At 45.8% G+C, this 22,824-nt stretch carries 23 protein-coding genes; 16 read left to right on the forward strand and 7 right to left on the reverse strand.

Annotation, left to right across the window (positions count from 1 at the left end; genetic code table 11):
• Positions 1–58 precede the first annotated feature (58 nt).
• Together epd and KJB35_RS10305 are read right to left on the reverse strand one after the other, a co-directional pair.
• Positions 59–1,096, reverse strand: a complete 1,038-nt coding sequence (epd, locus tag KJB35_RS10300; RefSeq protein WP_005384545.1) for an erythrose-4-phosphate dehydrogenase — start codon at positions 1,094–1,096, stop codon at positions 59–61.
• 135 nt (positions 1,097–1,231) lie between these two features.
• On the reverse strand, positions 1,232–3,190 hold the full coding sequence (locus tag KJB35_RS10305; RefSeq protein WP_054575406.1) for a ligand-gated channel protein: 1,959 nt from the start codon (positions 3,188–3,190) through the stop codon (positions 1,232–1,234).
• A 140-nt stretch (positions 3,191–3,330) separates the two neighbouring features.
• On the opposite strand from KJB35_RS10305, the gene KJB35_RS10310 reads away from it, so the two are divergent.
• Positions 3,331–4,224: a LysR family transcriptional regulator gene (locus tag KJB35_RS10310; protein ID WP_053306784.1), complete on the forward strand. Its 894-nt coding sequence runs from the start codon at positions 3,331–3,333 to the stop codon at positions 4,222–4,224.
• Between the two features lie 90 nt (positions 4,225–4,314).
• On the opposite strand, the gene tkt is transcribed toward KJB35_RS10310, so the two are convergent.
• Positions 4,315–6,309: a transketolase gene (gene tkt, locus KJB35_RS10315; protein ID WP_213880645.1), complete on the reverse strand. Its 1,995-nt coding sequence runs from the start codon at positions 6,307–6,309 to the stop codon at positions 4,315–4,317.
• Positions 6,310–6,624: 315 nt separating this feature from the next.
• Here tkt and metK point away from each other — a divergent pair, with 315 nt between their 5' ends.
• From metK to ruvX, 8 genes are all read left to right on the forward strand, one after another.
• Positions 6,625–7,779, forward strand: a complete 1,155-nt coding sequence (gene metK / locus KJB35_RS10320) for a methionine adenosyltransferase (RefSeq protein ID WP_005381027.1) — start codon at positions 6,625–6,627, stop codon at positions 7,777–7,779.
• A 402-nt stretch (positions 7,780–8,181) separates the two neighbouring features.
• Positions 8,182–8,979 (forward strand): DUF2189 domain-containing protein, encoded by a 798-nt coding sequence (locus KJB35_RS10325; RefSeq protein WP_005381026.1) that lies wholly within the window; start codon positions 8,182–8,184, stop codon positions 8,977–8,979.
• Positions 8,980–9,047: 68 nt separating this feature from the next.
• Complete coding sequence (locus KJB35_RS10330) at positions 9,048–9,545, forward strand: SprT family zinc-dependent metalloprotease (RefSeq protein ID WP_005381025.1); 498 nt, start codon at positions 9,048–9,050, stop codon at positions 9,543–9,545.
• A 150-nt stretch (positions 9,546–9,695) separates the two neighbouring features.
• A complete protein-coding gene (endA, locus tag KJB35_RS10335; RefSeq protein WP_053306786.1) occupies positions 9,696–10,391 on the forward strand; it encodes a deoxyribonuclease I in 696 nt (231 codons plus the stop codon).
• A gap of 113 nt (positions 10,392–10,504) precedes the next feature.
• Positions 10,505–11,236: a 16S rRNA (uracil(1498)-N(3))-methyltransferase gene (gene rsmE / locus KJB35_RS10340; RefSeq protein WP_025768830.1), complete on the forward strand. Its 732-nt coding sequence runs from the start codon at positions 10,505–10,507 to the stop codon at positions 11,234–11,236.
• 13 nt (positions 11,237–11,249) lie between these two features.
• The gene (gene gshB, locus KJB35_RS10345) at positions 11,250–12,200 is read left to right on the forward strand and encodes a glutathione synthase (RefSeq protein WP_005381021.1); all 951 of its coding nucleotides are present in this window, start codon (positions 11,250–11,252) and stop codon (positions 12,198–12,200) included.
• Between the two features lie 127 nt (positions 12,201–12,327).
• Complete coding sequence (locus KJB35_RS10350) at positions 12,328–12,891, forward strand: YqgE/AlgH family protein (protein WP_005381020.1); 564 nt, start codon at positions 12,328–12,330, stop codon at positions 12,889–12,891.
• Between the two features lie 35 nt (positions 12,892–12,926).
• The gene (ruvX, locus tag KJB35_RS10355) at positions 12,927–13,352 is read left to right on the forward strand and encodes a Holliday junction resolvase RuvX (RefSeq protein WP_005381017.1); all 426 of its coding nucleotides are present in this window, start codon (positions 12,927–12,929) and stop codon (positions 13,350–13,352) included.
• A 61-nt stretch (positions 13,353–13,413) separates the two neighbouring features.
• On the opposite strand, the gene KJB35_RS10360 is transcribed toward ruvX, so the two are convergent.
• Together KJB35_RS10360 and KJB35_RS10365 are read right to left on the reverse strand one after the other, a co-directional pair.
• Positions 13,414–14,520 (reverse strand): PilT/PilU family type 4a pilus ATPase, encoded by a 1,107-nt coding sequence (locus KJB35_RS10360; protein ID WP_005381016.1) that lies wholly within the window; start codon positions 14,518–14,520, stop codon positions 13,414–13,416.
• Positions 14,521–14,550: 30 nt separating this feature from the next.
• A complete protein-coding gene (locus KJB35_RS10365; RefSeq protein ID WP_005381015.1) occupies positions 14,551–15,591 on the reverse strand; it encodes a type IV pilus twitching motility protein PilT in 1,041 nt (346 codons plus the stop codon).
• 28 nt (positions 15,592–15,619) lie between these two features.
• Between KJB35_RS10365 and KJB35_RS10370 the strand changes: the two genes are divergently transcribed.
• From KJB35_RS10370 to hemW, 7 genes are all read left to right on the forward strand, one after another.
• Positions 15,620–16,321, forward strand: coding sequence for a YggS family pyridoxal phosphate-dependent enzyme (locus KJB35_RS10370; RefSeq protein WP_042521292.1), 702 nt, complete (start codon positions 15,620–15,622; stop codon positions 16,319–16,321).
• Positions 16,322–16,480: 159 nt separating this feature from the next.
• The gene (gene proC, locus KJB35_RS10375; RefSeq protein ID WP_042521294.1) at positions 16,481–17,299 is read left to right on the forward strand and encodes a pyrroline-5-carboxylate reductase; all 819 of its coding nucleotides are present in this window, start codon (positions 16,481–16,483) and stop codon (positions 17,297–17,299) included.
• A 52-nt stretch (positions 17,300–17,351) separates the two neighbouring features.
• Positions 17,352–17,909: a YggT family protein gene (locus KJB35_RS10380; RefSeq protein WP_005381012.1), complete on the forward strand. Its 558-nt coding sequence runs from the start codon at positions 17,352–17,354 to the stop codon at positions 17,907–17,909.
• A complete protein-coding gene (yggU, locus tag KJB35_RS10385; protein ID WP_005381011.1) occupies positions 17,909–18,199 on the forward strand; it encodes a DUF167 family protein YggU in 291 nt (96 codons plus the stop codon). The genes KJB35_RS10380 and yggU overlap by 1 nt, the downstream gene beginning before the upstream one ends.
• A 128-nt stretch (positions 18,200–18,327) precedes the next feature.
• The gene (locus KJB35_RS10390) at positions 18,328–18,759 is read left to right on the forward strand and encodes a DUF4426 domain-containing protein (RefSeq protein WP_285357943.1); all 432 of its coding nucleotides are present in this window, start codon (positions 18,328–18,330) and stop codon (positions 18,757–18,759) included.
• Positions 18,760–18,877: 118 nt separating this feature from the next.
• Positions 18,878–19,480 carry an XTP/dITP diphosphatase gene (locus KJB35_RS10395; RefSeq protein WP_042521298.1) on the forward strand — a complete coding sequence of 201 codons (603 nt, stop codon included), beginning with the start codon at positions 18,878–18,880 and terminating at the stop codon, positions 19,478–19,480.
• An 18-nt stretch (positions 19,481–19,498) separates the two neighbouring features.
• Positions 19,499–20,677, forward strand: a complete 1,179-nt coding sequence (gene hemW / locus KJB35_RS10400) for a radical SAM family heme chaperone HemW (protein ID WP_132936937.1) — start codon at positions 19,499–19,501, stop codon at positions 20,675–20,677.
• A gap of 90 nt (positions 20,678–20,767) precedes the next feature.
• Here the strand turns inward: hemW and glsB are convergent, their stop codons facing one another.
• Together glsB and KJB35_RS10410 are read right to left on the reverse strand one after the other, a co-directional pair.
• Positions 20,768–21,688: a glutaminase B gene (glsB, locus tag KJB35_RS10405; RefSeq protein ID WP_005381007.1), complete on the reverse strand. Its 921-nt coding sequence runs from the start codon at positions 21,686–21,688 to the stop codon at positions 20,768–20,770.
• Positions 21,689–21,786: 98 nt separating this feature from the next.
• A complete protein-coding gene (locus tag KJB35_RS10410) occupies positions 21,787–22,815 on the reverse strand; it encodes a TRM11 family methyltransferase (protein WP_065274864.1) in 1,029 nt (342 codons plus the stop codon).
• Positions 22,816–22,824 lie beyond the last annotated feature (9 nt).

The following is a 22,824-nucleotide window of genomic DNA, read 5'->3' on the forward strand; positions in this document are numbered from 1 at the left end:
AGATATTATGGATTTATTTCAAGGCTAGAAATAAAAATTCTCCATCACTTCTTCGTCATTACTGTTCCACTTGCGAAGAAGCTTGCATTGCTAAGGCAGTATCCAGCATCCGGTTAGCAAAGCCCCATTCGTTGTCGCACCAAACGAGCATTTTTACGAGTTGCCCGTTACTCACTCTAGTCTGGCTTCCATCCACAATCGCACTATGGGGGTCGTGGTTAAAGTCGATGGAAACGAGTGGCGATTCAGTATAGTCAACAATGTTACGTAATGTACACTGAGATGCGTTAACAATGGTTTGATTTACGTCATTAACTTTCACATTTGTACTAATTGTGACACTTAAATCCATTGCAGTGACGTTAACCGTTGGAACACGAACAGAAATTGCTTCGAATTTGTTGGAAAATTTCGGGAAGATTCTTTCAATCCCCTTATGCAACTTAGTGTCCACCGGAATAATAGATTGGCTTGCAGCGCGGGTACGGCGTAAGTCGTTATGATACGCATCAATTACTTGTTGATCGTTCATGGACGAATGAATTGTGGTAATGGTGCCAGACTCTATGCCGAAGGCTTCGTCTAATACTTTAATGATGGGAACGATACAGTTGGTGGTGCAAGAGCCATTGGAGACAACACGGTGCTCGTCTTTCAGAGTTTCGTGGTTCACGCCATAGATAATCGTATTATCTAGGTCGTTTGCGCCCGGGTGCGAAAACAGTACTTTCTTCGCGCCAGCTTCTATATGCGCTTGCCCATCCGCTTGCGAACCAAATACGCCAGTGCAATCCAAGACGATATCAACTTCTAAATCACGCCAAGGAAGTAATTCGATTTCGGAGAGGTGGAGAATGCGAATGGAATCATATTCACCGCTGTCATGATGAACATGCAAATGTTCTTGGTCATGGGAAATTTTTTTACCAAAGCGACCATGACTGGTGTCATATTGCAGTAGGTGTGCCATCGCCTCTGGCTGTGCTAGTTCGTTAACCGCCACAACCTTGATCTGCTGGTGTTTTCCGCTTTCATACACCGCTCGCAGAACATTACGACCTATACGTCCAAATCCATTGATCGCAACCTTTAGCATTTATCCTTCGCCCTACCAAAAATTTCGTGTTACAGATACTACCTGATCAGGCTGACAAACGCACCTGTTGAATCACAGTAAAGCAGGATTAAAAAAGGTCGAGACTATGCTCGACCTTATTACAACGATAGATAATTAAAATGCGACGTCTAAACCTAACCAGTAGCGACGACCATCTTCAATATATCCGTATTCTTCGTAACTGATTTCCTCGTCCAGCAAGTTATAGATAGCGCCTTTAATACGAGTATTGTCGGTTAACTGGTATGTCACACCGGCGTCCACAAAGGTATAAGCTGGCTCTACGATACTGTTTCTTGATGGGCCAGTAACCGGATCCATTTCTTTACCTCGGTACGTGACTTTCGCCCAGCTCTCTAGATCTGTTGTCGTTTGCCAAGTCACATCCACATTAAACAGATGCTTTGGTAACTGCTGCAGCGGCATGCCTTTGTATTCACCTGTTTTTTGCTCTGAGTCGGTAAATGTGTAGCTCGAGCTAAGGTAAATGGTTTCCGTTAACGGCGATGCTAAGGTCGCTTCAATACCTTGTGTGACGGCTTCATCCACGTTAATACGGTACGTTGGATCTGCGCCCCATTGGTTTGGACCATCAGTACAGATAGTGTCTGGACAAACAACACGTGTGATCTTGTCTTTGAATTCGTTATGGAACGCTGTCAAAGAAACATCTAAGCCAGAATCACCTTGATACAAGACGCTGATTTCTTTGTTTAGCGACGTTTCAGGGTCAAGATCTGGGTTACCGTAGATATTACCGCCACCACTGACTTGCGCCCAGCCAGGAGTAATTTCACGTAATTGTGGAGAACGGAAACCTGTTGCCACACCGCCTTTCACCGTCCAAGACGGATCAACTCGCCATACACCGTAAACACGCGGACTAAAGTGCGCGCCATAGTTTTCGTCATGATCTAGACGACCACCAAGCGTAACGCTAAACGGATCAGCGATTCTCCATTCATCTTCAATGAAAACAGCCCACTGCGTATTCGATGTTTCAGTCTTCGATGACGCTTTGTTGGAGGTGAAATCCTCAAGCTCTGCATGAGTGGCGTCCACACCCGTCGTCAACGTATGGTTTCCGATACCAGTCACCAAGCTCGATTTGAACGTGGTGTTGGTGATCGTCATCTCACGAGATTTGTTCTCGCTCTCTTCTCGCTGTAAGTAAGTATCTGAAATGCCAATCGAATCCCAATCACCGTTGTGGCTTACCGTTACGTAATTACGACGATATTCATTCAGTGAGTCTTCACACCCACCACGACACCCAGTGGTCGGCACTGAAAGGCCTACATTACCACGACGACTTTGTGCCGACGTGCCGCCTTCTAATTGCACCGAGTGGCGATCATTAATCTGGTAAGTCAGTTTTGAAGAGATACTCTGCATATCTTTATCTTCATAACCGTATTCGATGTCATCTTCTTCTCTGGTTGTGTACTGACCATATACTTGGAGAGATAAATTTTCAGCCAACGGACCATTAACGAAAAAGTTCGCGCTCTGCTCTCCCCCTGAGCGACTATTCTCTTGTAGTACCGTGCCCAGTTGAACATTACCCGTCCACTCTAGCGCATCTTTTCGTGTGATGACGTTAATCACACCACCAATCGCATCAGAACCGTAAAGCGTCGACATTGGGCCACGAATAACTTCGATTCGCTCAATCGCTTGAAGAGGAGGTAACCAACCTTGTTCGATACCAGGGCCGTCACTATTTGGACGAGTTTCACGCGTACTTTGACGTTTACCATCGACCAGTATCAAAGTGTATTTAGAACCCATACCACGGATACTAATGTCGGTGGTATCACCACCACCTGTCACGACAACACCTGGCACACTTTTTAGTGCATCAGTCACATCGCGGTAATAACGGGAGTCCAACTCCTCACGTGAAATCACACTAATACTTGCAGGCGCGTCCGCTTGAGATTGCTCATAACTTGATGCAGTTACAACCACTGTTTCCATTTTAGAAACTGCATCATTGGCAAAAACATGAGGGACACTGACGAAGGCTAAAATACCAGTTGCGGTAATAACTGGCAGTCTAAGAGTAGACATCTACATCTCCATAATTGATAATGATTATTATTTTCGAAAGTGAATTATTCACAAATAGAATGAGATGCATAGTGAGAGTTATGGAACGGTTCTTTCCATTTATGGAACTCGTACATAACGCAGTAAGGAGTAAAAGAAATATGCACGACTTAGCATCAATTAGAGCCTTTGATGCGCTCAATCAGCATAAAAGTTTGACAGCCGCTGCTAAAGCCCTTAATCAGCCAAAATCAACGCTAAGTCGTCGCTTGGCACAATTAGAAGAAGACTTCGGTCAGGCTCTAACCGCCAGACAAGGTAATCGATTAGTTCTGACAAGAGCTGGAGAAATCTTTGCCCACTACAGCCGCCAGATTCTTGAGTTAAGCGAAGAGAGTTATGATGCACTGCAAGGTTTAACGAACCAAGTTTCAGGGCCACTGCATATTGTTTGTCATACTGCCTTAGTTAGAAGCTGGCTCGGCGGCGTACTCAATCGTTTTCTTGCTGATAATCCCGATGTTAGAGTTCAACTTACCAGTGACTTTTCTGAGGCGCATCATGACCCAGATTTGTTCATCTGGCTCGGTGAACGTAAAGAGCTAGACTGGCGAAAAGAAGTGCTGGGGGTATTTCGCTATACGCCTTTTGCCTCTCCAAATTATCTAAAACAACATGGGCCTATACCGCACCCCAAAGAACTTGAAGCACATCCATGGATCGATTTTGGTTCAGTGCAAGAAAATGGATTGATGCTAGCACACCCTCAACACGGTGAGTTCTTTTTAGAACCCTTTGTTAGTCGCTTATACAGCGACAACATAGCAATGCAAATAGACAGTATCGCGAATGGTCATGGTATTGGACTGCTGCCGACTTGGACAGCATACGGCTATGAGAAACATCACCCAGGGCGAATCACGCCTTGCTTAGAAGGTTGGCTTTCTGAGCCTATTTCCATTAACTGCTATACACCAGCAGGACGACCACCACTGCGCTTATCCGTACTTTTAGACTGCATTCACCAAAGCATTCCACAAGGTTGGAAAACCTGACAAAAATAAAAGGCCATCATAATGATGGCCTTTCTAACTTTAGCGTTTAACAATCGTCGTTTACGTTCGACTGTTTAGACGGTCCTACAATTACGCTAGCAATTCTTTTGCTGTGTTCACTACGTTTTCAGTCGTGAAGCCAAACATCTCGAATAGCTGACCAGCAGGTGCAGATTCACCGAATGTTGTCATACCGATGATGCGACCGTCGAAGCCAACGTACTTGTACCAGAAATCAGCAATGCCCGCTTCAATAGCGATACGTGCCGTTACGTCTGATGGCAGTACAGCTTCACGGTAAGCGGCGTCTTGTTTGTCGAATGCATCTGTTGATGGCATTGAAACAACGCGTACTTTCTTGCCTTCTGAAGTTAGTTGCTCAGCGGCTTTCACTGCAAGCTCAACCTCAGAACCTGTTGCGATAAGGATTAGCTCAGGCTTACCTTCGCTATCTTTCAGGATGTAAGCACCTTTCGCGATGTCTGCGACTTGTTCAGCAGTACGCTCTTGTTGCGCTAGGTTTTGACGAGAGAAGATAAGTGCAGTTGGTGCATCTTTACGTTCAATCGCTAGTTTCCATGCAACTGCAGACTCAACTTGGTCACATGGGCGCCATGTGCTCATGTTTGGAGTTACACGTAGAGACGCCATTTGCTCAACAGGTTGGTGAGTTGGGCCATCTTCGCCAAGACCGATCGAATCATGCGTGTAAACTTGGATGTTCTGAATTTTCATCAGCGCAGCCATACGCATTGCGTTACGAGCGTATTCCATGAACATTAGGAATGTTGCGCCGTAAGGAACGAAACCACCGTGCAATGCGATACCGTTGATGATAGCAGTCATACCGAATTCGCGTACACCGTAGTGGATGTAGTTGCCAGAGAAGTCCTCCGTTTCTAGAGGCTTAGAACCAGACCACATGGTCAGGTTAGAAGGCGCTAGGTCAGCAGAACCACCCATAAACTCAGGAAGCATTTGACCAAACGCTTCTAGTGCATTTTGCGATGCTTTACGTGATGCAATGTTCGCTGGGTTTGCTTGAAGATCAGCAATGATTTGGTTCGCTTTTTCTTCCCACTGTGCAGGAAGTTCGCCGTTTAGACGACGTTTAAGCTCTGCCGCTTCAGCAGGGTAAGCTGCAGCGTATGCTTCGAATTTTTCATTCCAAGCTGCTTCTTTCGCGGCGCCCGCTTCTTTTGCATCCCACTCAGCGTAAACATCTGCCGGGATCTCAAATGGGCCGTACTCCCAACCTAGGTATTCGCGAGCCGCTTGGATTTCATCGTGACCTAGTGGTGCACCGTGACAGTCGTGCGAACCAGACTTGTTAGGAGAACCGAAACCGATAATTGTTTTGGTACAGATAAGCGTAGGACGTGGGTCCGCTTTTGCTGCTTCAATTGCTGCGTTGATCGCGTCTGAGTCGTGACCATCGACTGCTGGGATTACATGCCAGCCGTACGCTTCAAAACGCTTAGGTGTATCGTCAGAGAACCAGCCTTCAACGTGACCGTCGATAGAAATGCCGTTGTCATCCCAGAACGCGATCAGTTTGCCTAGACCTAACGTCCCAGCAAGAGAGCATGCTTCATGCGAGATGCCTTCCATTAGACAGCCGTCACCCATGAACACATACGTAAAGTGGTCAACGATATCGTGACCTTCTTTGTTGAACTGTGCCGCTAGTGCTTTCTCTGCGATCGCCATACCAACAGCGTTAGTGATGCCTTGACCTAGAGGACCCGTTGTTGTCTCGATACCAGGCGCGTAGCCGTACTCTGGGTGACCTGGGGTTTTTGAGTGCAATTGACGGAAGTTTTTCAGATCGTCAATGGATAGCTCGTAACCGCTTAAGTGCAGTAGAGAGTAAATAAGCATTGACCCATGACCGTTTGACAGCACAAAGCGATCGCGGTCGGCCCACTCTGGGTTTGAAGGGTTATGGTTTAGGTGAGAGCGCCAAAGAACTTCAGCGATATCAGCCATACCCATTGGTGCGCCTGGGTGGCCTGAGTTAGCTTGTTGAACACCATCCATGCTTAGAGCACGAATTGCATTGGCAAGATGTTTACGAGACGACATGTCTGCTCCTGAGTACATTAAGCGAAACGAAAAGTAGGTCATAATTCTCTCAAAGCCCTGTTGGGTGTGCAAACGTTTTCCAGTCCAAAACCTCACAAATATTGCACCTTTCGCGCCAAATCGTTCGAAGTTCTTAAAATTATCAATAAATCAGGCAAACGTTTGGTTATAACAAAAACCAAAAAAGAGCTTGTAATTCGAGCAATCAAATTTAGAATAGACGTCTAGATGTAGATACACCTACAAAAATTAGTATTAATTTGCGCTGGAGAGTTTATCATTCCCCAGTTTTAAACCAGATATAGTGGAGCTAACATGGCTAAGCACCTGTTTACTTCTGAGTCAGTATCAGAAGGTCATCCAGATAAAATTGCAGACCAGATTTCTGATGCGGTTCTTGACGCGATTCTAGAGCAAGATCCAAAGGCTCGTGTTGCATGTGAGACTTACGTTAAAACCGGTATGGTAATGGTGGGTGGTGAAATCACGACTTCAGCATGGGTAGACATCGAAGAGTTAACTCGTGAAACCGTTCGTGAAATCGGCTACGTACATTCAGATATGGGCTTTGACGCAGATTCTTGTGCGGTACTAAACACAATCGGTAAACAGTCGCCAGATATCAACCAAGGTGTTGATAAAGCTGACCCTAAAGAACAAGGTGCAGGCGACCAAGGCATCATGTTTGGTTACGCTTGTAACGAAACTGAAGTACTAATGCCAGCGCCAATTACTTACTCTCACCGTCTTGTTCAAAAGCAAGCAGAAGTTCGTAAAAACGGCACACTACCTTGGTTGCGTCCTGATGCAAAATCTCAGGTAACATTCCAATACGATCAAGGTAACATCGTTGGTATCGACGCGGTTGTTCTTTCAACTCAACACTGTGACTCAATCTCAACTTCAGACCTGCGTGAAGCGGTAATGGAAGAGATCATTAAGCCAGTGCTACCTTCTGAGTGGATCAACAAAGAAACAAACTTCTTCATTAACCCAACCGGTCGCTTCGTAATCGGTGGTCCTATGGGTGACTGTGGTCTAACTGGTCGTAAGATCATCGTAGATACCTACGGCGGCGCAGCTCGTCACGGTGGCGGTGCGTTTTCTGGTAAAGATCCATCAAAAGTTGACCGTAGTGCAGCATACGCAGCACGCTACGTAGCGAAAAACATCGTAGCGGCAGGCATGGCTGACCGTTGTGAGATCCAACTTTCTTACGCAATCGGTGTTGCTGATCCAACGTCTATCATGGTGGAAACGTTCGGTACTGAGAAAGTATCTCACGACATCATCATTGAAGCGGTTCGTCAATTCTTCGACCTACGTCCATACGGTCTACAAGAAATGCTTAACCTTCTTCAACCTATCTACAAGAAGACAGCGGCTTACGGTCACTTCGGTCGTGAAGAATTCCCGTGGGAAGCGACAGACAAAGCTGCACTTCTACGCGATTTCGCTGGCATCAAATAATCAAGCCAAGCAAGAATCAATCAAGCCCTCGCCTATGGTGGGGGCTTTTTATTTTCAGCAACTTTTATCTAGCCATTTCGGCTCATACCGCCCTGCCCCACAAAGCAGTCCTGTTTCTCCCTCATTTTTATACCGAATAAATTTTAAGCAATTATTTGTAAATTATCCCATCTCCGCCAATAGTTAAAATATTGTTAACTCCAATTTAAATAGAGACGTCGGATGCTGGCGACTGTGGAAGCAACACTTAAGTAAAGACATGAGTCAGGCATCTTTATGGCCGATACCAAACTAAGCCAATGCTCAGATGTAAACTTGAAAAAGTCGCTTCAAGTTTGACTGAACAAAAACCGCTGTCAGTTGGTATAAGCGGATAATGTGGGAATAAATCAAGGAGGAGTTATGCCTCGAACTGTTAATCCATCGGACTTCCACAACAAGCGAAAGGAAGTGCCAGACAACGAATACGCCAGAACCATACCGTGCAATACGGTCAATCTTTCTGCACCTTTTCATTGGCTCGCATTAGGTCTGCATGATTTCGTGCGAATGCCGCTTATTAGTGCTTTCTATGGCATCTGTTTTATGGCAGCAGCCATAGGCATTGTTTTGCTCGTACAGTGGCAAGGCACACACTTGGTCGTCATGCCCAGTTTGATTGTTTACATGTTAATCGGTCCGTTTCTCGCGCTCGGCTTGTATGATGCCAGTTGGGAGAGAGAGCGCGGACACAAAGCAAGCTTGTTCCATTCAATGAAAGCGATCGGTCGTAACTCAACATCTCAATGGGCGTTCGCCGTGTTACTCGCAGTGTGTATGATATTTTGGATGCGCATTGCCGCTCTACTTCATGCGCTCTACCCTTCTGTTCAAGGGGCACCTTTAAGTGAGTTTCTACCCTTCCTTGTCATCGGCTCTTTAGTTGGCTTTGTTTTGGCTTGTGTGGTGTTTAGTATTTCAGCCTTTTCTATTCCGCTCATGATGGAGCGTCGCGTAGACATGATGACCGCTGTATTTACCAGCTTTAATGCAGTGAAATCCAACATTCCAGCAATGATTGTTTGGGCAGCGATCATCTGTGGCGGTATTCTTATCGGCTTTGCGACCTACGGGATCGGAATGTTGTTTACCATGCCAATTCTAGGCTACGGTACATGGCACGCTTACCATGCCACCATCAAGAAAAAACACACACCATAATTAACTGATGCTATGATCTGGCCCTCGCAAATGCGGGGGCTTTTTTATTTGATTTATCGAGGTGAATTGTGGATATAGAACTCAGCTATAAAGCCAAGCAAGTGATGGCGGGCTGTATCGCGATGGCGGAACAAGCTTTCAAACGTTCTTTCCCGATTCCAACAATCACCTTCGACGTCCGTGGGAAAGCGGCAGGAAAAGCCTACCTTCAATTAAATCAAGTACGCCTAAACCCTGTTTTATTTCGCGAAAACACCCAAGCATTCTTAGATGAAGTCATTCCTCATGAAGTAGCACACCTGATTACTTATCAGGTTTACGGGCGAGTTAGGCCTCACGGTAAAGAATGGAAAGGCGTCATGGAAGCCGTATTTAACGTACCAGCCAAAACCACTCACAGCTTTGAAGTAAAATCCGTTCAAGGTAAAACCTTTGAGTATCGTTGTGGTTGTATGACCTACCCTCTATCGATTCGCCGTCATAATAAAGTGCTGCGCAAAGAGGCGACGTACTCTTGTCAAAAATGCCGCCAACCACTTAACTTCACCGGCATTCAATTATCGTAGCCCTTACCTCATAGTGTTACTTGCGTTCCCAAAATAAAGATCGAGTTGATCAAAACCTTCCCTTCGCCACTTATTGTTAACTTACTCATCACTAAAGCTATTTTATGCGTGTTATCATGAATAAAGTCATACTTTATAAAGACTTTTATCATGAAATACTTACTCTCTCTGTTGCTTATCGCGCTTTCTAGCACTGCGATTGCCGCGCCACCGAGCTCATTCTCAGCTGCCAAACGTGAGGCGGTCAAAATTTATCAAGACCATCCAACAAGCTTCTACTGTGGCTGTAACATTCAATGGCAAGGCAAGAAAGGCTTACCCGATTTAGCCTCTTGCGGCTACCAAGTCCGTAAACAAGAAAAACGGGCTGCACGAATCGAATGGGAGCACGTTGTTCCTGCGTGGCAATTTGGCCACCAGCGTCAATGCTGGCAAGATGGCGGACGTAAAAACTGTAAGAAAAAAGACAAAACTTTTCGTTTAATGGAAGCAGACTTACACAACCTAACTCCTGCTATTGGTGAAGTAAACGGTGACCGTTCGAACTACAACTTCAGCCAATGGAACGGTATGGATGGCGTGAGTTATGGTCGCTGTGAGATGCAAGTGAACTTTAAGCAGCGTAAAGTCATGCCACCAGACCGTGCGCGTGGCTCAATTGCTCGTACCTATCTATACATGAGCAAAGAGTACGGTTTCAAACTGTCGAAGCAGCAAACGCAATTAATGAGTGCTTGGAACAAAACCTATCCTGTCGATAAATGGGAATGTGAGCGTGACGAGCGCATTGCAAAAGTACAGGGCAATCACAACCCATTTGTTCAAGAAGCCTGCCGCGCACTGTAACCTCCGACCTCGAAGCGTTTCAATTACTGATATTGAAACGCTTCTTGCCCCTTGTTTTTTCGGTGCAAAGCATCCATGTTAGGGTTTAAGTTTATTCTCTTGCTGGAAATCTCATGCGTACCCCTCGAATTTATCATCCAGAAACCATTCATCAACTTGGCTCACTTGCTTTAAGTGACGACGCAGCAGGCCATATCGGTCGTGTTTTGCGCATGAAAGAAGGCCAAGACGTTCTCCTTTTTGACGGCAGTGGCGCAGAGTTCCCAGCGGTTATCAGTGAAGTCAGCAAGAAATCAGTTTTGGTTAACATCACCGAGCGCGTAGAAAACAGTATTGAATCCCCTTTAGATCTGCACCTTGGTCAAGTCATTTCACGTGGCGATAAGATGGAGTTCACCATCCAAAAGTCTGTTGAACTTGGCGTCAATACCATCACTCCTCTGATTTCTGAACGTTGTGGCGTCAAGCTTGACCAAAAGCGTTTTGAGAAAAAACTCGCGCAATGGCAGAAAATCGCCATCAGTGCCTGTGAGCAATGTGGGCGTAATGTCGTGCCCGAAATTCGTCCAATTATGAGCTTGGAAGAGTGGTGTAAAGAAGAGTACGATGGTTTAAAGCTTAACCTTCACCCTCGTGCTAAATACTCAATCAACACTTTGCCAACCCCGGTTGAAAAAGTGCGCCTACTGATCGGTCCTGAAGGCGGTTTATCGTCTGAAGAAATCGAGATGACTCGAGAATACCAATTTGAAGAAACGCTACTCGGCCCTCGCGTTCTGCGTACCGAAACAGCGGCTCTGACAGCAATTACAGCCTTACAAGTTCGTTTCGGCGATCTTGGTTAAACGGAGAAAAATAATGATCAAACTCGGTATCGTAATGGACCCAATCTCGTCCATTAACATCAAAAAAGACTCTAGCTTTGCCATGATGCTTGAAGCGCAACGACGCGGCTATGAAATCCACTACATGGAAATGAATGATCTGCATCTCGATCAAGGCGTTGCCATTGCAGATACTAAAGTGGTAGAACTAAAAGAAGATCCAAACGGTTGGTACGAGTTCAAATCAGAGCAAACTATCGAACTGTCTGAGCTAGACGCGGTGCTAATGCGTAAAGATCCTCCGTTTGATACTGAATACATCTACGCGACTTACATCCTTGAGCGTGCAGAAGAACAGGGTGCACTGATCGTTAACAAGCCTCAAAGCTTACGTGATTGTAACGAAAAGCTGTTTACAGCATGGTTCCCAGAGCTGACACCTACAACGATCGTGACGCGAAAAGCAGAAAAAATTAAAGAATTTCGTGAAAAACATGGTGATGTCATCCTGAAACCGCTTGATGGTATGGGTGGCGCGTCCATCTTCCGTGTAAAAGAAAACGATCCAAACGTCTCTGTAATCATCGAGACATTGACTAACCACGGTCAAAACTACGCAATGGCACAAACCTTCGTGCCAGACATCAGCAACGGTGACAAACGTATCCTAGTGGTAGATGGCGAACCTATGCCTTACTGTCTAGCACGCATTCCTGCTAAAGGCGAAACGCGCGGCAACCTAGCCGCTGGTGGTACTGGTGAAGCTCGTCCGCTAAGCGAAACCGACCTCAAAATTGCGCAAACCGTTGCTCCGACACTGAAAGAAAAAGGCCTTATCTTTGTTGGCCTTGACGTAATTGGCGACAAGCTAACAGAAATCAACGTCACCAGCCCAACCTGTATTCGCGAAATTGAAGCAGCTTTTGATATCTCAATCACAGGCAAGCTGATGGATGCGATTGAGCGTCGAGTAAAAGGCGAATAACTCAAACTGTATTACAGTTAATAGAGAGCGTAGTACATTAACTTAAGCAAACTCATGCACATACCTAGATGTAAATTGTATGATGTTTGCTTAAGGGCATTTACGAGAGTTAAGGGTCAGTATGAGTATGAATCTCACAAATCACTTTTTGGTTGCCATGCCTGGGATGAAAGATCCGTACTTTCAAAACAGCGTGATCTACGTTTGTGAGCACAACGAAGACGGCGCTATGGGGCTGATGATCAATGCTCCTGTTGATATCACCGTCGGCAACATGCTCAAGCAGGTGGAAGTTCAGCCAGTACACCCGCGCCTATTTGAAGCCAGTCTAGATAGACCAGTCTACAATGGCGGCCCAATCTCGGAAGATCGTGGTTTTATTTTGCATAAACCCAAAGATTACTACGAGTCCAGCGTCCAAATGACCGATGACCTCGCGGTAACCACTTCGCGTGATATTCTTTCGGTGTTAGGAACAGAAGCAGAACCAAGTGATTACCTAGTGGCACTGGGCTACTCCGGTTGGAGTGCAGGCCAATTAGAAAGTGAGCTGGTCGAAAACTCTTGGCTCACCATTGAAGCGACGCCTGAAATTATCTTTAATACACCAATCAACGAGCGTTGGAAGAAAGCGGTCGAAAAGCTGGGTATCGACCCAAGTCACCTTTCAGCAGACTCTGGACATGCTTAGTCCAAATATACAGTTACATTAGATAGAGACACCTTATGTCACGCACAATTATGGCTTTTGACTTTGGAACCAAAAGCATTGGTAGCGCTATTGGCCAAGAAATTACTGGTACAGCTTCCCCATTAAAAGCCTTTAAAGCCAATGACGGTATTCCAAACTGGGACGATATCGAAAAGCAAATCAAAGAGTGGCAACCAGATTTGCTAGTGGTCGGTTTACCGACCGATCTGCATGGTAAAGACCTTGAGACCATAACCCCTCGTGCACGAAAATTTGCTAAGCGTCTGCAAGGCCGATACGGATTGCCAGTTGAACTGCATGATGAGCGTTTATCTACTGCAGAAGCTCGTGCGGAGTTGTTCAGCATGGGCGGCTACAAAGCCCTATCGAAAGGTAATGTTGACTGCCAGTCAGCAGTGGTGATTCTAGAAAGCTGGTTTGAAGCCCTTTGGGGTGAGTAAACACTTCAAGCACAATGAAAAAAGGTTGGCTCCTGCCAACCTTTTTTGTTTCTGGATTGGATTAATCCATATCGATCTTAACGTTTGCCAAACTGCCCGTAGAGAATGCTTCACCACGCTGCGTTTTCAACATCAAGCGCAGATCATTCGCCGAGTCGGCACTATGTAGTGCATCCTCTTCGCTGATCTTACCTTGCATCACTAACTTATAAAGAGATTGATCGAACGTCAGCATACCAAACTCATTTGAGCGAGCCATGGTTGACTTCAACTCATGTAAATCTCCGCGACGAATCAAATCCGACACACGTGGGCTATTTAGCAAGATCTCAAATACACCATGACGTCCCTGCCCATTTTTATCTCGGATCAGCTGCTGACCAACCACGCCTTTTAGGTTCATCGACAAATCGAACAAGAATTGTTCTTTTTGATCTTTCGGTACCAAGTGAAGAATGCGCTCTAAAGCTTGGTTTGCATTGTTGGCGTGCAACGTTGCCATACACAGGTGACCCGTTTCGGCGAAGGTCATCGCGTATTCCATTGTTTCACGGCTACGGATCTCACCAATCAAAATCATATCTGGTGCTTGGCGCAGCGAGTTTTTAAGCGCAACTTCATAGCTTTCCGTATCTAACCCAACTTCGCGTTGAGTCACGATACAGCGCTTGTGTTCATGCACGAATTCGATCGGATCTTCGACCGTCAAAATGTGCCCGGTTTTATTGCTGTTTCGATAGCCTGTCATCGCCGCCATGGTGGTCGATTTACCCGATCCAGTAGCACCGACCACCAGCACCAAACCACGCTTAGCTATCGCCAAATCTTGCAACACTAACGGTAACTTTAACTGCTCAAAAGTAGGAATATTGGTTTCAATACGACGAATCACTGCGCCTGGTAACTCGCGTTGAAAAAAGGCACTCACACGGAAGCGACCACAATCTCTCACAATGGCAAAATTCGACTCGCGACTTTTACGAAATTCCTGACGCCGATCTGGTTCCATAGCGCTATCGAGTAATGCAGCCACATCACTCTCGGTGAGTTTTTCCCCTTGCGGACGCAATTCGCCATCCACACGAAATAGAATTGGCGCTCCAACCGTGATGTAAAGATCCGACGCTTTCAGCGCCAGCATGCCTTCGAGAAATTTATCTAGATCCATCTTCCGTATTCACCATTATCTGTATGAACGTTACGAGAATTGCTGCACTTCTAATCCGATCTTACTATCGACCTCTTCACGAGCAACCATGCCTTGCGCCATTAACTGACGAGCATTTTGCTCCATGGTTTGCATGCCGTGAGCCGCACCTGTTTGAATGATCGAATACATCTGCGCGACTTTGTCTTCGCGGATCAAGTTGCGAATCGCAGGCGTTGCCATCATAATTTCATGGCATGCAATACGGCCACCACCATTACGCTTCAGAAGCTTTTGCGCGATAACCGAACGAAGGGACTCAGATAGCATCGAGCGAACCATATCTTTATCACTACCAGGAAACACATCGATAATACGGTCAATGGTTTTTGCCGCCGAGCTGGTGTGCAAGGTCCCGAAAACTAAGTGACCCGTTTCTGCCGCCGTTAAGGCAAGGCTGATGGTTTCTTTGTCACGCATCTCACCAACCAGAATAACGTCTGGGTCTTCGCGCAATGCGCTGCGCAGTGCGTTTTGGAAACTATGGGTGTCACGGTGAACTTCACGCTGGTTAATCAAACATTTATTGTTGTTGTGAACAAATTCAATCGGATCTTCAATTGTGAGTACGTGCTTGTTGTGATTACGGTTAATGTAGTCAACAATGGCTGCTAAGGTCGTCGATTTACCTGAACCTGTTGGGCCAGTGACCAGAACTAAGCCTTTTTCAGCGTTCGCAATTTTTTTGAAGATCTCTGGCGCTTCTAGCTCTTCCAGAGTTGGAATGCTACTTGGAATGGTACGGAATACTGCCGCACAACCGCGAGATTGGTTGAAAGCGTTGACACGGAAACGGCCAACGTTATGCAACTCAAAAGAGAAATCGACTTCGAGTTTTTCTTCGAACTCACTGCGCTGGGCATCGTTCATGATTTCGAAAACCAAACGATGCACTTCTTGGTGTGTAAACGCTGGAATGCCTAGTTTTCTTACATCCCCATCAATACGAACCATTGGTGGGACACCTGCAGAAAGATGTAGATCCGAGGCATTATGTTTTACACTAAAATCCAGTAACTCAGTGATATCCATTTAAAATCCTTAAGTCTAAAGTACAGCTATGAGTAGTATTCAACAAAATATTGAACATATCACCTCTCAAATTCGATATGACGAGCAAAAATGTGGTCGAACTCCAGAGTCAGTGCAACTTCTAGCGGTAAGCAAAACTAAACCTGTCGAGGCAATTCTCGAAGCCTACCAAGCGGGACAAACCGCCTTTGGTGAAAACTACGTTCAAGAGGGCGTCAGTAAAGTTCAGCACTTTGCCGAGCATTATCCAGATAATCGAATCGAATGGCACTTCATTGGCCCGATTCAATCGAATAAATCGCGACTTGTTGCTGAACATTTCGATTGGGTTCACACCATCGATCGAACCAAGATTGCTCAACGCCTGAATGATCAGCGGCCAAGCGAACTTAAACCGCTACAAGTTCTGATTCAGGTTAACACCAGTGGTGAGGTATCTAAATCTGGCGTCACTGAAGCGGAAGTATTCGAGCTGGCGGAGTTGATTTCTCGCCTACCCAACCTCACTTTAAGAGGGTTGATGTCGATTCCTGCCAACGTGTCTGACTACGAATCACAACTCCGTGAATTTCAGAAGTTGGCTACGTTGAAGCAAACACTCGAAGCACAGTTCCCAGAAATCGATACATTATCAATGGGAATGAGTGGTGATATGACCGCTGCAATCGAAGCTGGTAGTACAATGGTTCGTATTGGAACCGCTATTTTCGGCGCACGAGACTACAGCTAAATCAACAAAACGCTCACTCGCGACATAAGTTATGTCGTCAATCGTTAGAGCGTAAATGCGCAATCATCTTACTCGCCAATAGGAGCAGTAAGTAACAGCGGCGCCATTATACACCTGGGCGCACAACAAATTCTAAATATCATGATGGAAATCAGACAAATGGAACATAAAAAAATCGCCTTCATTGGTGCTGGCAACATGGTGAGAGCCATTGTTTCAGGCTTGGTTGCTAACGGATACCCAGCGCAAAACATTACCGCGACAGCTCCTTCAGAGGCTCGCCGCCTTCTGCTAGAACAAGATTTTGGCATCCGTACCACCAGCGATAACATCCAAGCTGCGACCGAGGCGGATGTGGTGGTATTGTCTGTAAAACCGCAAATGATGGCTGATGTCTGTAAACCACTGCAATCGATCGATTTCACTAATAAACTGGTGATTTCTATTGCCGCAGGCATCAACTGTTCACGATTGGATGATATGCTAGCCACCAAATTGAACTTGGTTCGTGTTATGCCAAATACGCCATCACAACTTGGGTTGGGTATGAGTGGTTTATTCGCACCAACTCATGTAACCGAGCACGACAAAGCTTTTGCCGCAGAGTTAATGGAATCGGTCGGTAAAGTATGCTGGGTTGAGCAAGAGTCTGGCATCAATAATGTGATTGCCGCAGCGGGCAGTGCTCCAGCATACTTCTTCCTGTTTATGGAAGCGATGCAAGCAGAAGCGATTGAGCAAGGCTTTGATAAAGAGACCGCTCGACTATTGGTTCAGCAAGCGGCACTGGGCGCGGCCAGTATGGTGGTTAGCAACCCAGAAACTGAGCTATCAACCCTGCGTGAGAACGTAACATCGAAAGGTGGGACAACGGCAGAAGCACTGCGTACATTCAACGAACATCAACTTTCAGATATTGTCGCTAAAGCCATGCAAGCTGCTGTGGCTCGCGCGGAAGAAATGGAAAAACTGTTTTAATTATTTGGATGAACTCCGTTTAGTATCATCCATCACTTGTTAAGGGTACCTTATGAATTCAATGAGTTTTCTCATCTCAACCCTATTTGACCTGTACATCATGGTCGTAATTTTGCGAATTTGGTTGCAAGCTGCGCGCGCAGACTTCTACAACCCATTCTCGCAATTCATAGTAAAAGCGACTCAGCCGGTCATTGGTCCATTGCGCCGCGTTATCCCTTCCGTGGGGAATATTGACCTAGCAACCGTGTTGTTTGCCTACGTGTTGTGTGTGCTTAAATTTGTCGTGCTTATCCTAATAGCTTCGAACGGTTCCGTCTCTTTCAGCGCTGACTTCTTATTCTTGGGCTTATTATCATTAATCAAAGCCGCAGGTGGCCTATTGTTCTGGGTACTATTGATCCGTGCAATTTTGAGCTGGGTAAGCCAAGGCCGCAGCCCTATCGAGTACGTATTCCATCAACTGACCGAGCCAATGTGCGCTCCAATCCGTCGTATTCTTCCGGCTATTGGTGGTCTTGATTTAAGCGTACTGGTGTTATTTATCGGCTTGCAGTTCGCGAACTTCTTAATGGGCGATATCATTGGTCCAATTTGGTTCCAGCTATAATGTCAGCTGCAGTTTGGCAAGATGGTGAGGACATCATCCTGAAGCTCTATATTCAACCTAAAGCTAGCCGCGATAAAATCGTTGGCTTGCATGGTGAAGAGCTAAAAATCGCCATTACTGCTCCACCTGTCGATGGCAAAGCTAATGCACACCTAACTAAGTTCTTAGCCAAGCAGTTTAAAATCGCTAAGGGCTTGGTTCACATAGAAAAAGGTGAATTAGGACGGCACAAACAAATTCGGATAGAATCGCCTACCCAGATACCGACAGAAATTAAAGCCATCATATGATGGCTTTTTATTTACGATTTTGTACCACACTTACTAATACCAACGACTGAGTACGCATTTTTTACCCCCTGACCAAGGTAAAATTGCAGCTATGGTTGTTTTATAACAAGTGCTTTGAGGAAGTAACAATGAGCAAATGGATTACCGCATTACTGATTAGCCTGTTGCCGTTACCAAGCTTCGCCGATCAGTTTAAAAATATGAAAGATATCGAAGTACACTATGTAGCGTTTAACTCAACATTCCTAACACCCAAAGTCGCACGTAGCTACGATATCAAACGTAATGGATACCTCGCTGTGGTTAATATTAGCGTGTTAGATAGAGCTTCATTGGGTAAGCCAGCATTAGAAGCAAAAATTGCTGGACGCGCGAAGAACCTTATCGGCCAAACTCAGACCTTGACCTTTCGTGAAGTCAAAGAAGGCAATGCGATATACTATTTAGCCGAACTGCCAATTACCCACGAAGAAACTTTTTCTTTCGATATTGACGTAAAAGCTGGAAACAAAGGCTCAGGTAAGCTTAAATTCACCCAGAAGTTTTATGTTGAAGAGTAATTGGGTTGTGATGTTCCAAAAGCTTTTGGATCTAAGCAGGCTAAAAACCACTTATTAGTTAAAGAATATCTAGAGGAGAACGATTTGTTCTCCTCTATCACTATTAAAAGAGATTCCCATGAAAAAAATTGTGCTAGCAACTGGTAACCAAGGCAAAGTTCGTGAAATGGCAGATTTATTGTCTGACTTCGGCTTTGAAGTATTAGCGCAAAGTGAATTCAATGTATCGGAAGTAGCTGAAACGGGTACAACTTTCATTGAAAACGCAATCATTAAAGCTCGCCATGCCGCACAAGAAACAGGGCTTCCTGCCATTGCAGACGACTCTGGATTAGAAGTCGATTTCTTAAAAGGCGCTCCGGGCATTTACTCTGCACGTTACGCAGGCGAGAGCGCATCTGATCAAGAGAATCTAGAAAAATTGCTAGCGGCAATGGAAGGCGTACCAGAAGCAGAGCGTACAGCACGTTTCCACTGCGTATTAGTCCTCATGCGTCACGAGAACGACCCAACGCCTATCGTCTGTCACGGTAAATGGGAAGGCCGAATTCTAACTGAAGCACACGGTGAAAATGGCTTTGGCTACGACCCAGTCTTCTTCGTTCCTGAAGACAACTGTGCGTCAGCCGAACTTGAACCTGCACGTAAGAAACAACTGTCTCACCGCGGTAAAGCGCTCAAGTCGTTGTTTGCTCAACTGTCTGAGCAAGTGTCTCAGTAATCACGAGCGAATTAGACCATGTTAACGCCCCCAGCACTCAGCTTGTATGTACACATCCCTTGGTGTGTGCAAAAGTGCCCGTATTGCGACTTTAACTCTCACGCGCTCAAAACCGAGATTCCAGAAGAAGAGTACATCAGTGCCCTTTTAGAAGATTTGGATACCGACATTGAGAAATACCGACTTAACGAAGCGCCACGTCCACTGCATTCAATCTTCATTGGTGGTGGTACGCCGAGTTTGATTTCGGCAGAAGGCATCGAGCGTCTACTTAAGGGCATTGAAGCGCGTATTCCGTTCAAGCCTGAAATCGAAATAACCATGGAAGCGAACCCAGGCACCATCGAAGCAGAGCGTTTTGTTGGCTACCGTAAAGCCGGGGTAACGCGTATCTCTATCGGCGTGCAAAGCTTTGAGCAACAAAAGCTTGAGTGTTTGGGGCGTATTCACGGCCAAGACGAAGCCGTCAACGCTGCTCAGCTGGCGCACCAAATCGGTTTGAACAGCTTTAACCTCGATCTCATGCACGGCTTACCTGATCAAAGCATCGAACAAGCCTTGGCAGATTTGGACAAAGCGATTGAGTTGGCACCGCCGCACTTGTCTTGGTATCAGCTGACCATCGAACCAAACACCATGTTCTACTACAAGCCACCAACGCTACCTGACGATGATGACTTGTGGGATATTTTCGAGCTCGGACACCAAAAACTTGCAGCCGCGGGTTATGTGCAATATGAAATCTCCGGTTACAGCAAGCCGGGCTATCAGTGTCAGCACAACCTCAACTACTGGCGCTTTGGTGATTACCTTGGTATCGGTTGTGGCTCTCATGGCAAACTCAGTTTTACCGACGGACGTATTATTCGAACGACAAAGGTAAAACACCCGCGAGGCTATTTAGCGGCTTATCAAAATATGGTCAAACCTTATCTGCATACGGAACATGTCGTCGCGGATGAAGATCGTCCATTCGAGTTCTTTATGAACCGATTCCGCTTAATCGAAGCCTGTCCGAAGCAAGATTACGTGGACACCACGGGCTTACCGCTTAGTACGATTCAAGAAACCATCAGCTGGGCGATAGAAATGGGCTACCTGAGTGAAACGCCTACCCACTGGCAAATTACTGAAAAAGGGAAGCTCTTCCTTAATGATTTGCTCGAAGCCTTTATGGCCGAAGAAAGCGAAGAGTAACGCAACCCCAAAACAAAAAAAGCCTCTCAATTGAGAGGCTTTTTATTTAGAAACTGTGCCGTCCTAAATAAAGTTGACACATTTCTAACATTAGAAAATTGAACGGCCAATTCGCTCTGAGAGCAGCTCAAGCGCCTTAGTACCCGCAAGCGAGTTACCTGAAGGATCAAGCTCTGGAGACCATACTGAAATGGTCATTTCACCAGGTACTACCGCGATAATGCCACCACCAACACCAGACTTACCAGGCATACCAACGCGATAAGCAAACTCGCCCGCGCCATCATACAAGCCACACGTTGCTAACAGTGCATTAAGTTGTTTGGTTTGCACAGGAGAAACTACAGGCTTACCCGTTTGTACCGATGTGCCCTTGTTTGCTAAATAGCTAAACGTTTTAGCCAAATCGACGCAACTCATCTTCAGCGCACAAGCGTGGAAGTAATTTTGTAGTACTGGAATCACTTCATTTTCGAAGTTGCCAAACGAACGCATGAGATATGCAATCGCCGCATTACGGTCACCATGCATCATTTCGGATGCCGCAACGACTTTGTCATACACAATATGGGTATCACCAGAAAGCTGACGCACAAATTCCAACAGGCGCTGACGAGGTGCAGATAAGCGAGTTTGTAACAAATCTGCCACTACTATCGCTCCAGCATTTATAAATGGATTACGAGGAATACCTTGCTCCATTTCTAGCTGGATTAGCGAATTAAATGCCTGCCCCGAAGGCTCTTTTCCCACTCGAGACCAAATTTCTTCTTGCTTGTACAAGCACATCGCTAACGTCAAGCTCAATGCTTTTGAAATAGATTGGATAGAGAAAGGTTCATCGGCATCACCCGCCTTAATAACCTCACCTTCGTTGGTGTATACCGCAATACCTAACTTGTTGCTGGGTACTTTTGCCAGAGCAGGAATGTAATCAGCCACTTTACCTTGGCCGATTAAAGGGCGTACTTCCGCCAAAATATCTGTCAAAATTTCCACTGTCGGTTTCATTCTCTACCTTCTATTTACAAGAGAACTCGTTGAGCTCAGAGGTAAAAAAAGCCAACGTGTCGTTGGCTTTTCCATAGGGTTCGTTCGACTCAAGTCGATTATGGTTTTACTGCCACAATAATATTGCGGTTGATAGATTGATCAACACGGTGAAGATAACCGATGTAAGGCTCTTCTGAAAGTACCTTCCAACCTTGCTCTTCAAATAATGCCGCGACATCTTTCCATTTCAATGTAAATTCATTGAAAGACAACACCACTGAACCTTGTTTTTTCAATACCACTTTCCATGCAGGCAGAGCCTCTTTTAAAAGCTCTAGTGGACTGCGGTTCAGTTTGCTGTCCTTGGCATTTTTGCTGCCGTGCTGCACGCCATAAGGCAAGTCAGACACCATCACATCAACTGAGTTCTTTTTCACGACTTGATCAGCGATACGAGTATCAGCCGAATACAGCTTCATAAACTGAAGATGGCCTTGGTTGTAATCTTCTTTATTTGCTGCAGCTTCAACCACGAAACCATCCGCCACTTTCTTGCCACCCGCAGTGCGCTTTTCTTTGCTCACTTTGTGCTTAAAGCGGCCATTCTTCATGAACTTAACAATAAAGGTCTGGATCTCTTGCACCCACTTGGCGTTGATCTCAACCCCTACCACGTTCAAACCGTGGATCAAGCCTTCAAATAAGGTTGTACCTTTACCACACATTGGATCCATTAAGGTCAGTTGTTCACTTCCCGTATTGGACGCACTAATGCCGATATTCACCATCAAACGGGTAAACTGCTCGTTTGTTTTCCCGGTGTAGCGCAAAATCTGGCTCATACTTTCCGGGAAAGTGTTAAATACGGGCGCTTGAACTGGTCGAAGTAAACCATCTTCGCGCACTTCAAATAGCGCATAGTAAATCGAAGAGGCTGCGATTCTTCGCGCCTGCTCATCGGTTAGCGCTTCCTGACAAGAAAACACCAACGCAGCAGGTAAGCCAACGTCTTTACTACCAATTTCTGTCACATCCACGCCTTGTGAAGCTAAAATTGCTTTTAGCTCAGAACAGGCAATGGTCATTGCGCTATCAAAGTAAATTCGGTTATGACCCGGATTCGCTAATATCGCGTAATGGTACATCCCATGAAC

This window comes from Vibrio sp. D431a, from assembly GCF_030248655.1.
GTDB classification, from domain to species: domain Bacteria; phylum Pseudomonadota; class Gammaproteobacteria; order Enterobacterales; family Vibrionaceae; genus Vibrio; species Vibrio alginolyticus.

What these genes read in the sequence shown, in the direction of transcription:
- KJB35_RS10410 (WP_065274864.1), bottom strand. Translation starts at nt 22,815, where the DNA reads ATGTACCATTACGCGATATTAGCGAATCCGGGTCATAACCGAATTTAC.
- KJB35_RS10325 (WP_005381026.1), top strand. Translation starts at nt 8,182, where the DNA reads ATGCCTCGAACTGTTAATCCATCGGACTTCCACAACAAGCGAAAGGAA.
- KJB35_RS10350 (WP_005381020.1), top strand. Translation starts at nt 12,328, where the DNA reads ATGAATCTCACAAATCACTTTTTGGTTGCCATGCCTGGGATGAAAGAT.
- rsmE (WP_025768830.1), top strand. Translation starts at nt 10,505, where the DNA reads ATGCGTACCCCTCGAATTTATCATCCAGAAACCATTCATCAACTTGGC.
- KJB35_RS10310 (WP_053306784.1), top strand. Translation starts at nt 3,331, where the DNA reads ATGCACGACTTAGCATCAATTAGAGCCTTTGATGCGCTCAATCAGCAT.
- KJB35_RS10370 (WP_042521292.1), top strand. Translation starts at nt 15,620, where the DNA reads ATGAGTAGTATTCAACAAAATATTGAACATATCACCTCTCAAATTCGA.
- ruvX (WP_005381017.1), top strand. Translation starts at nt 12,927, where the DNA reads ATGTCACGCACAATTATGGCTTTTGACTTTGGAACCAAAAGCATTGGT.
- KJB35_RS10390 (WP_285357943.1), top strand. Translation starts at nt 18,328, where the DNA reads ATGAGCAAATGGATTACCGCATTACTGATTAGCCTGTTGCCGTTACCA.
- KJB35_RS10395 (WP_042521298.1), top strand. Translation starts at nt 18,878, where the DNA reads ATGAAAAAAATTGTGCTAGCAACTGGTAACCAAGGCAAAGTTCGTGAA.
- KJB35_RS10365 (WP_005381015.1), bottom strand. Translation starts at nt 15,591, where the DNA reads ATGGATATCACTGAGTTACTGGATTTTAGTGTAAAACATAATGCCTCG.
- KJB35_RS10305 (WP_054575406.1), bottom strand. Translation starts at nt 3,190, where the DNA reads ATGTCTACTCTTAGACTGCCAGTTATTACCGCAACTGGTATTTTAGCC.
- KJB35_RS10360 (WP_005381016.1), bottom strand. Translation starts at nt 14,520, where the DNA reads ATGGATCTAGATAAATTTCTCGAAGGCATGCTGGCGCTGAAAGCGTCG.
- glsB (WP_005381007.1), bottom strand. Translation starts at nt 21,688, where the DNA reads ATGAAACCGACAGTGGAAATTTTGACAGATATTTTGGCGGAAGTACGC.
- tkt (WP_213880645.1), bottom strand. Translation starts at nt 6,309, where the DNA reads ATGTCGTCTCGTAAACATCTTGCCAATGCAATTCGTGCTCTAAGCATG.
- endA (WP_053306786.1), top strand. Translation starts at nt 9,696, where the DNA reads ATGAAATACTTACTCTCTCTGTTGCTTATCGCGCTTTCTAGCACTGCG.
- KJB35_RS10380 (WP_005381012.1), top strand. Translation starts at nt 17,352, where the DNA reads ATGAATTCAATGAGTTTTCTCATCTCAACCCTATTTGACCTGTACATC.
- metK (WP_005381027.1), top strand. Translation starts at nt 6,625, where the DNA reads ATGGCTAAGCACCTGTTTACTTCTGAGTCAGTATCAGAAGGTCATCCA.
- epd (WP_005384545.1), bottom strand. Translation starts at nt 1,096, where the DNA reads ATGCTAAAGGTTGCGATCAATGGATTTGGACGTATAGGTCGTAATGTT.
- proC (WP_042521294.1), top strand. Translation starts at nt 16,481, where the DNA reads ATGGAACATAAAAAAATCGCCTTCATTGGTGCTGGCAACATGGTGAGA.
- hemW (WP_132936937.1), top strand. Translation starts at nt 19,499, where the DNA reads ATGTTAACGCCCCCAGCACTCAGCTTGTATGTACACATCCCTTGGTGT.
- gshB (WP_005381021.1), top strand. Translation starts at nt 11,250, where the DNA reads ATGATCAAACTCGGTATCGTAATGGACCCAATCTCGTCCATTAACATC.
- yggU (WP_005381011.1), top strand. Translation starts at nt 17,909, where the DNA reads ATGTCAGCTGCAGTTTGGCAAGATGGTGAGGACATCATCCTGAAGCTC.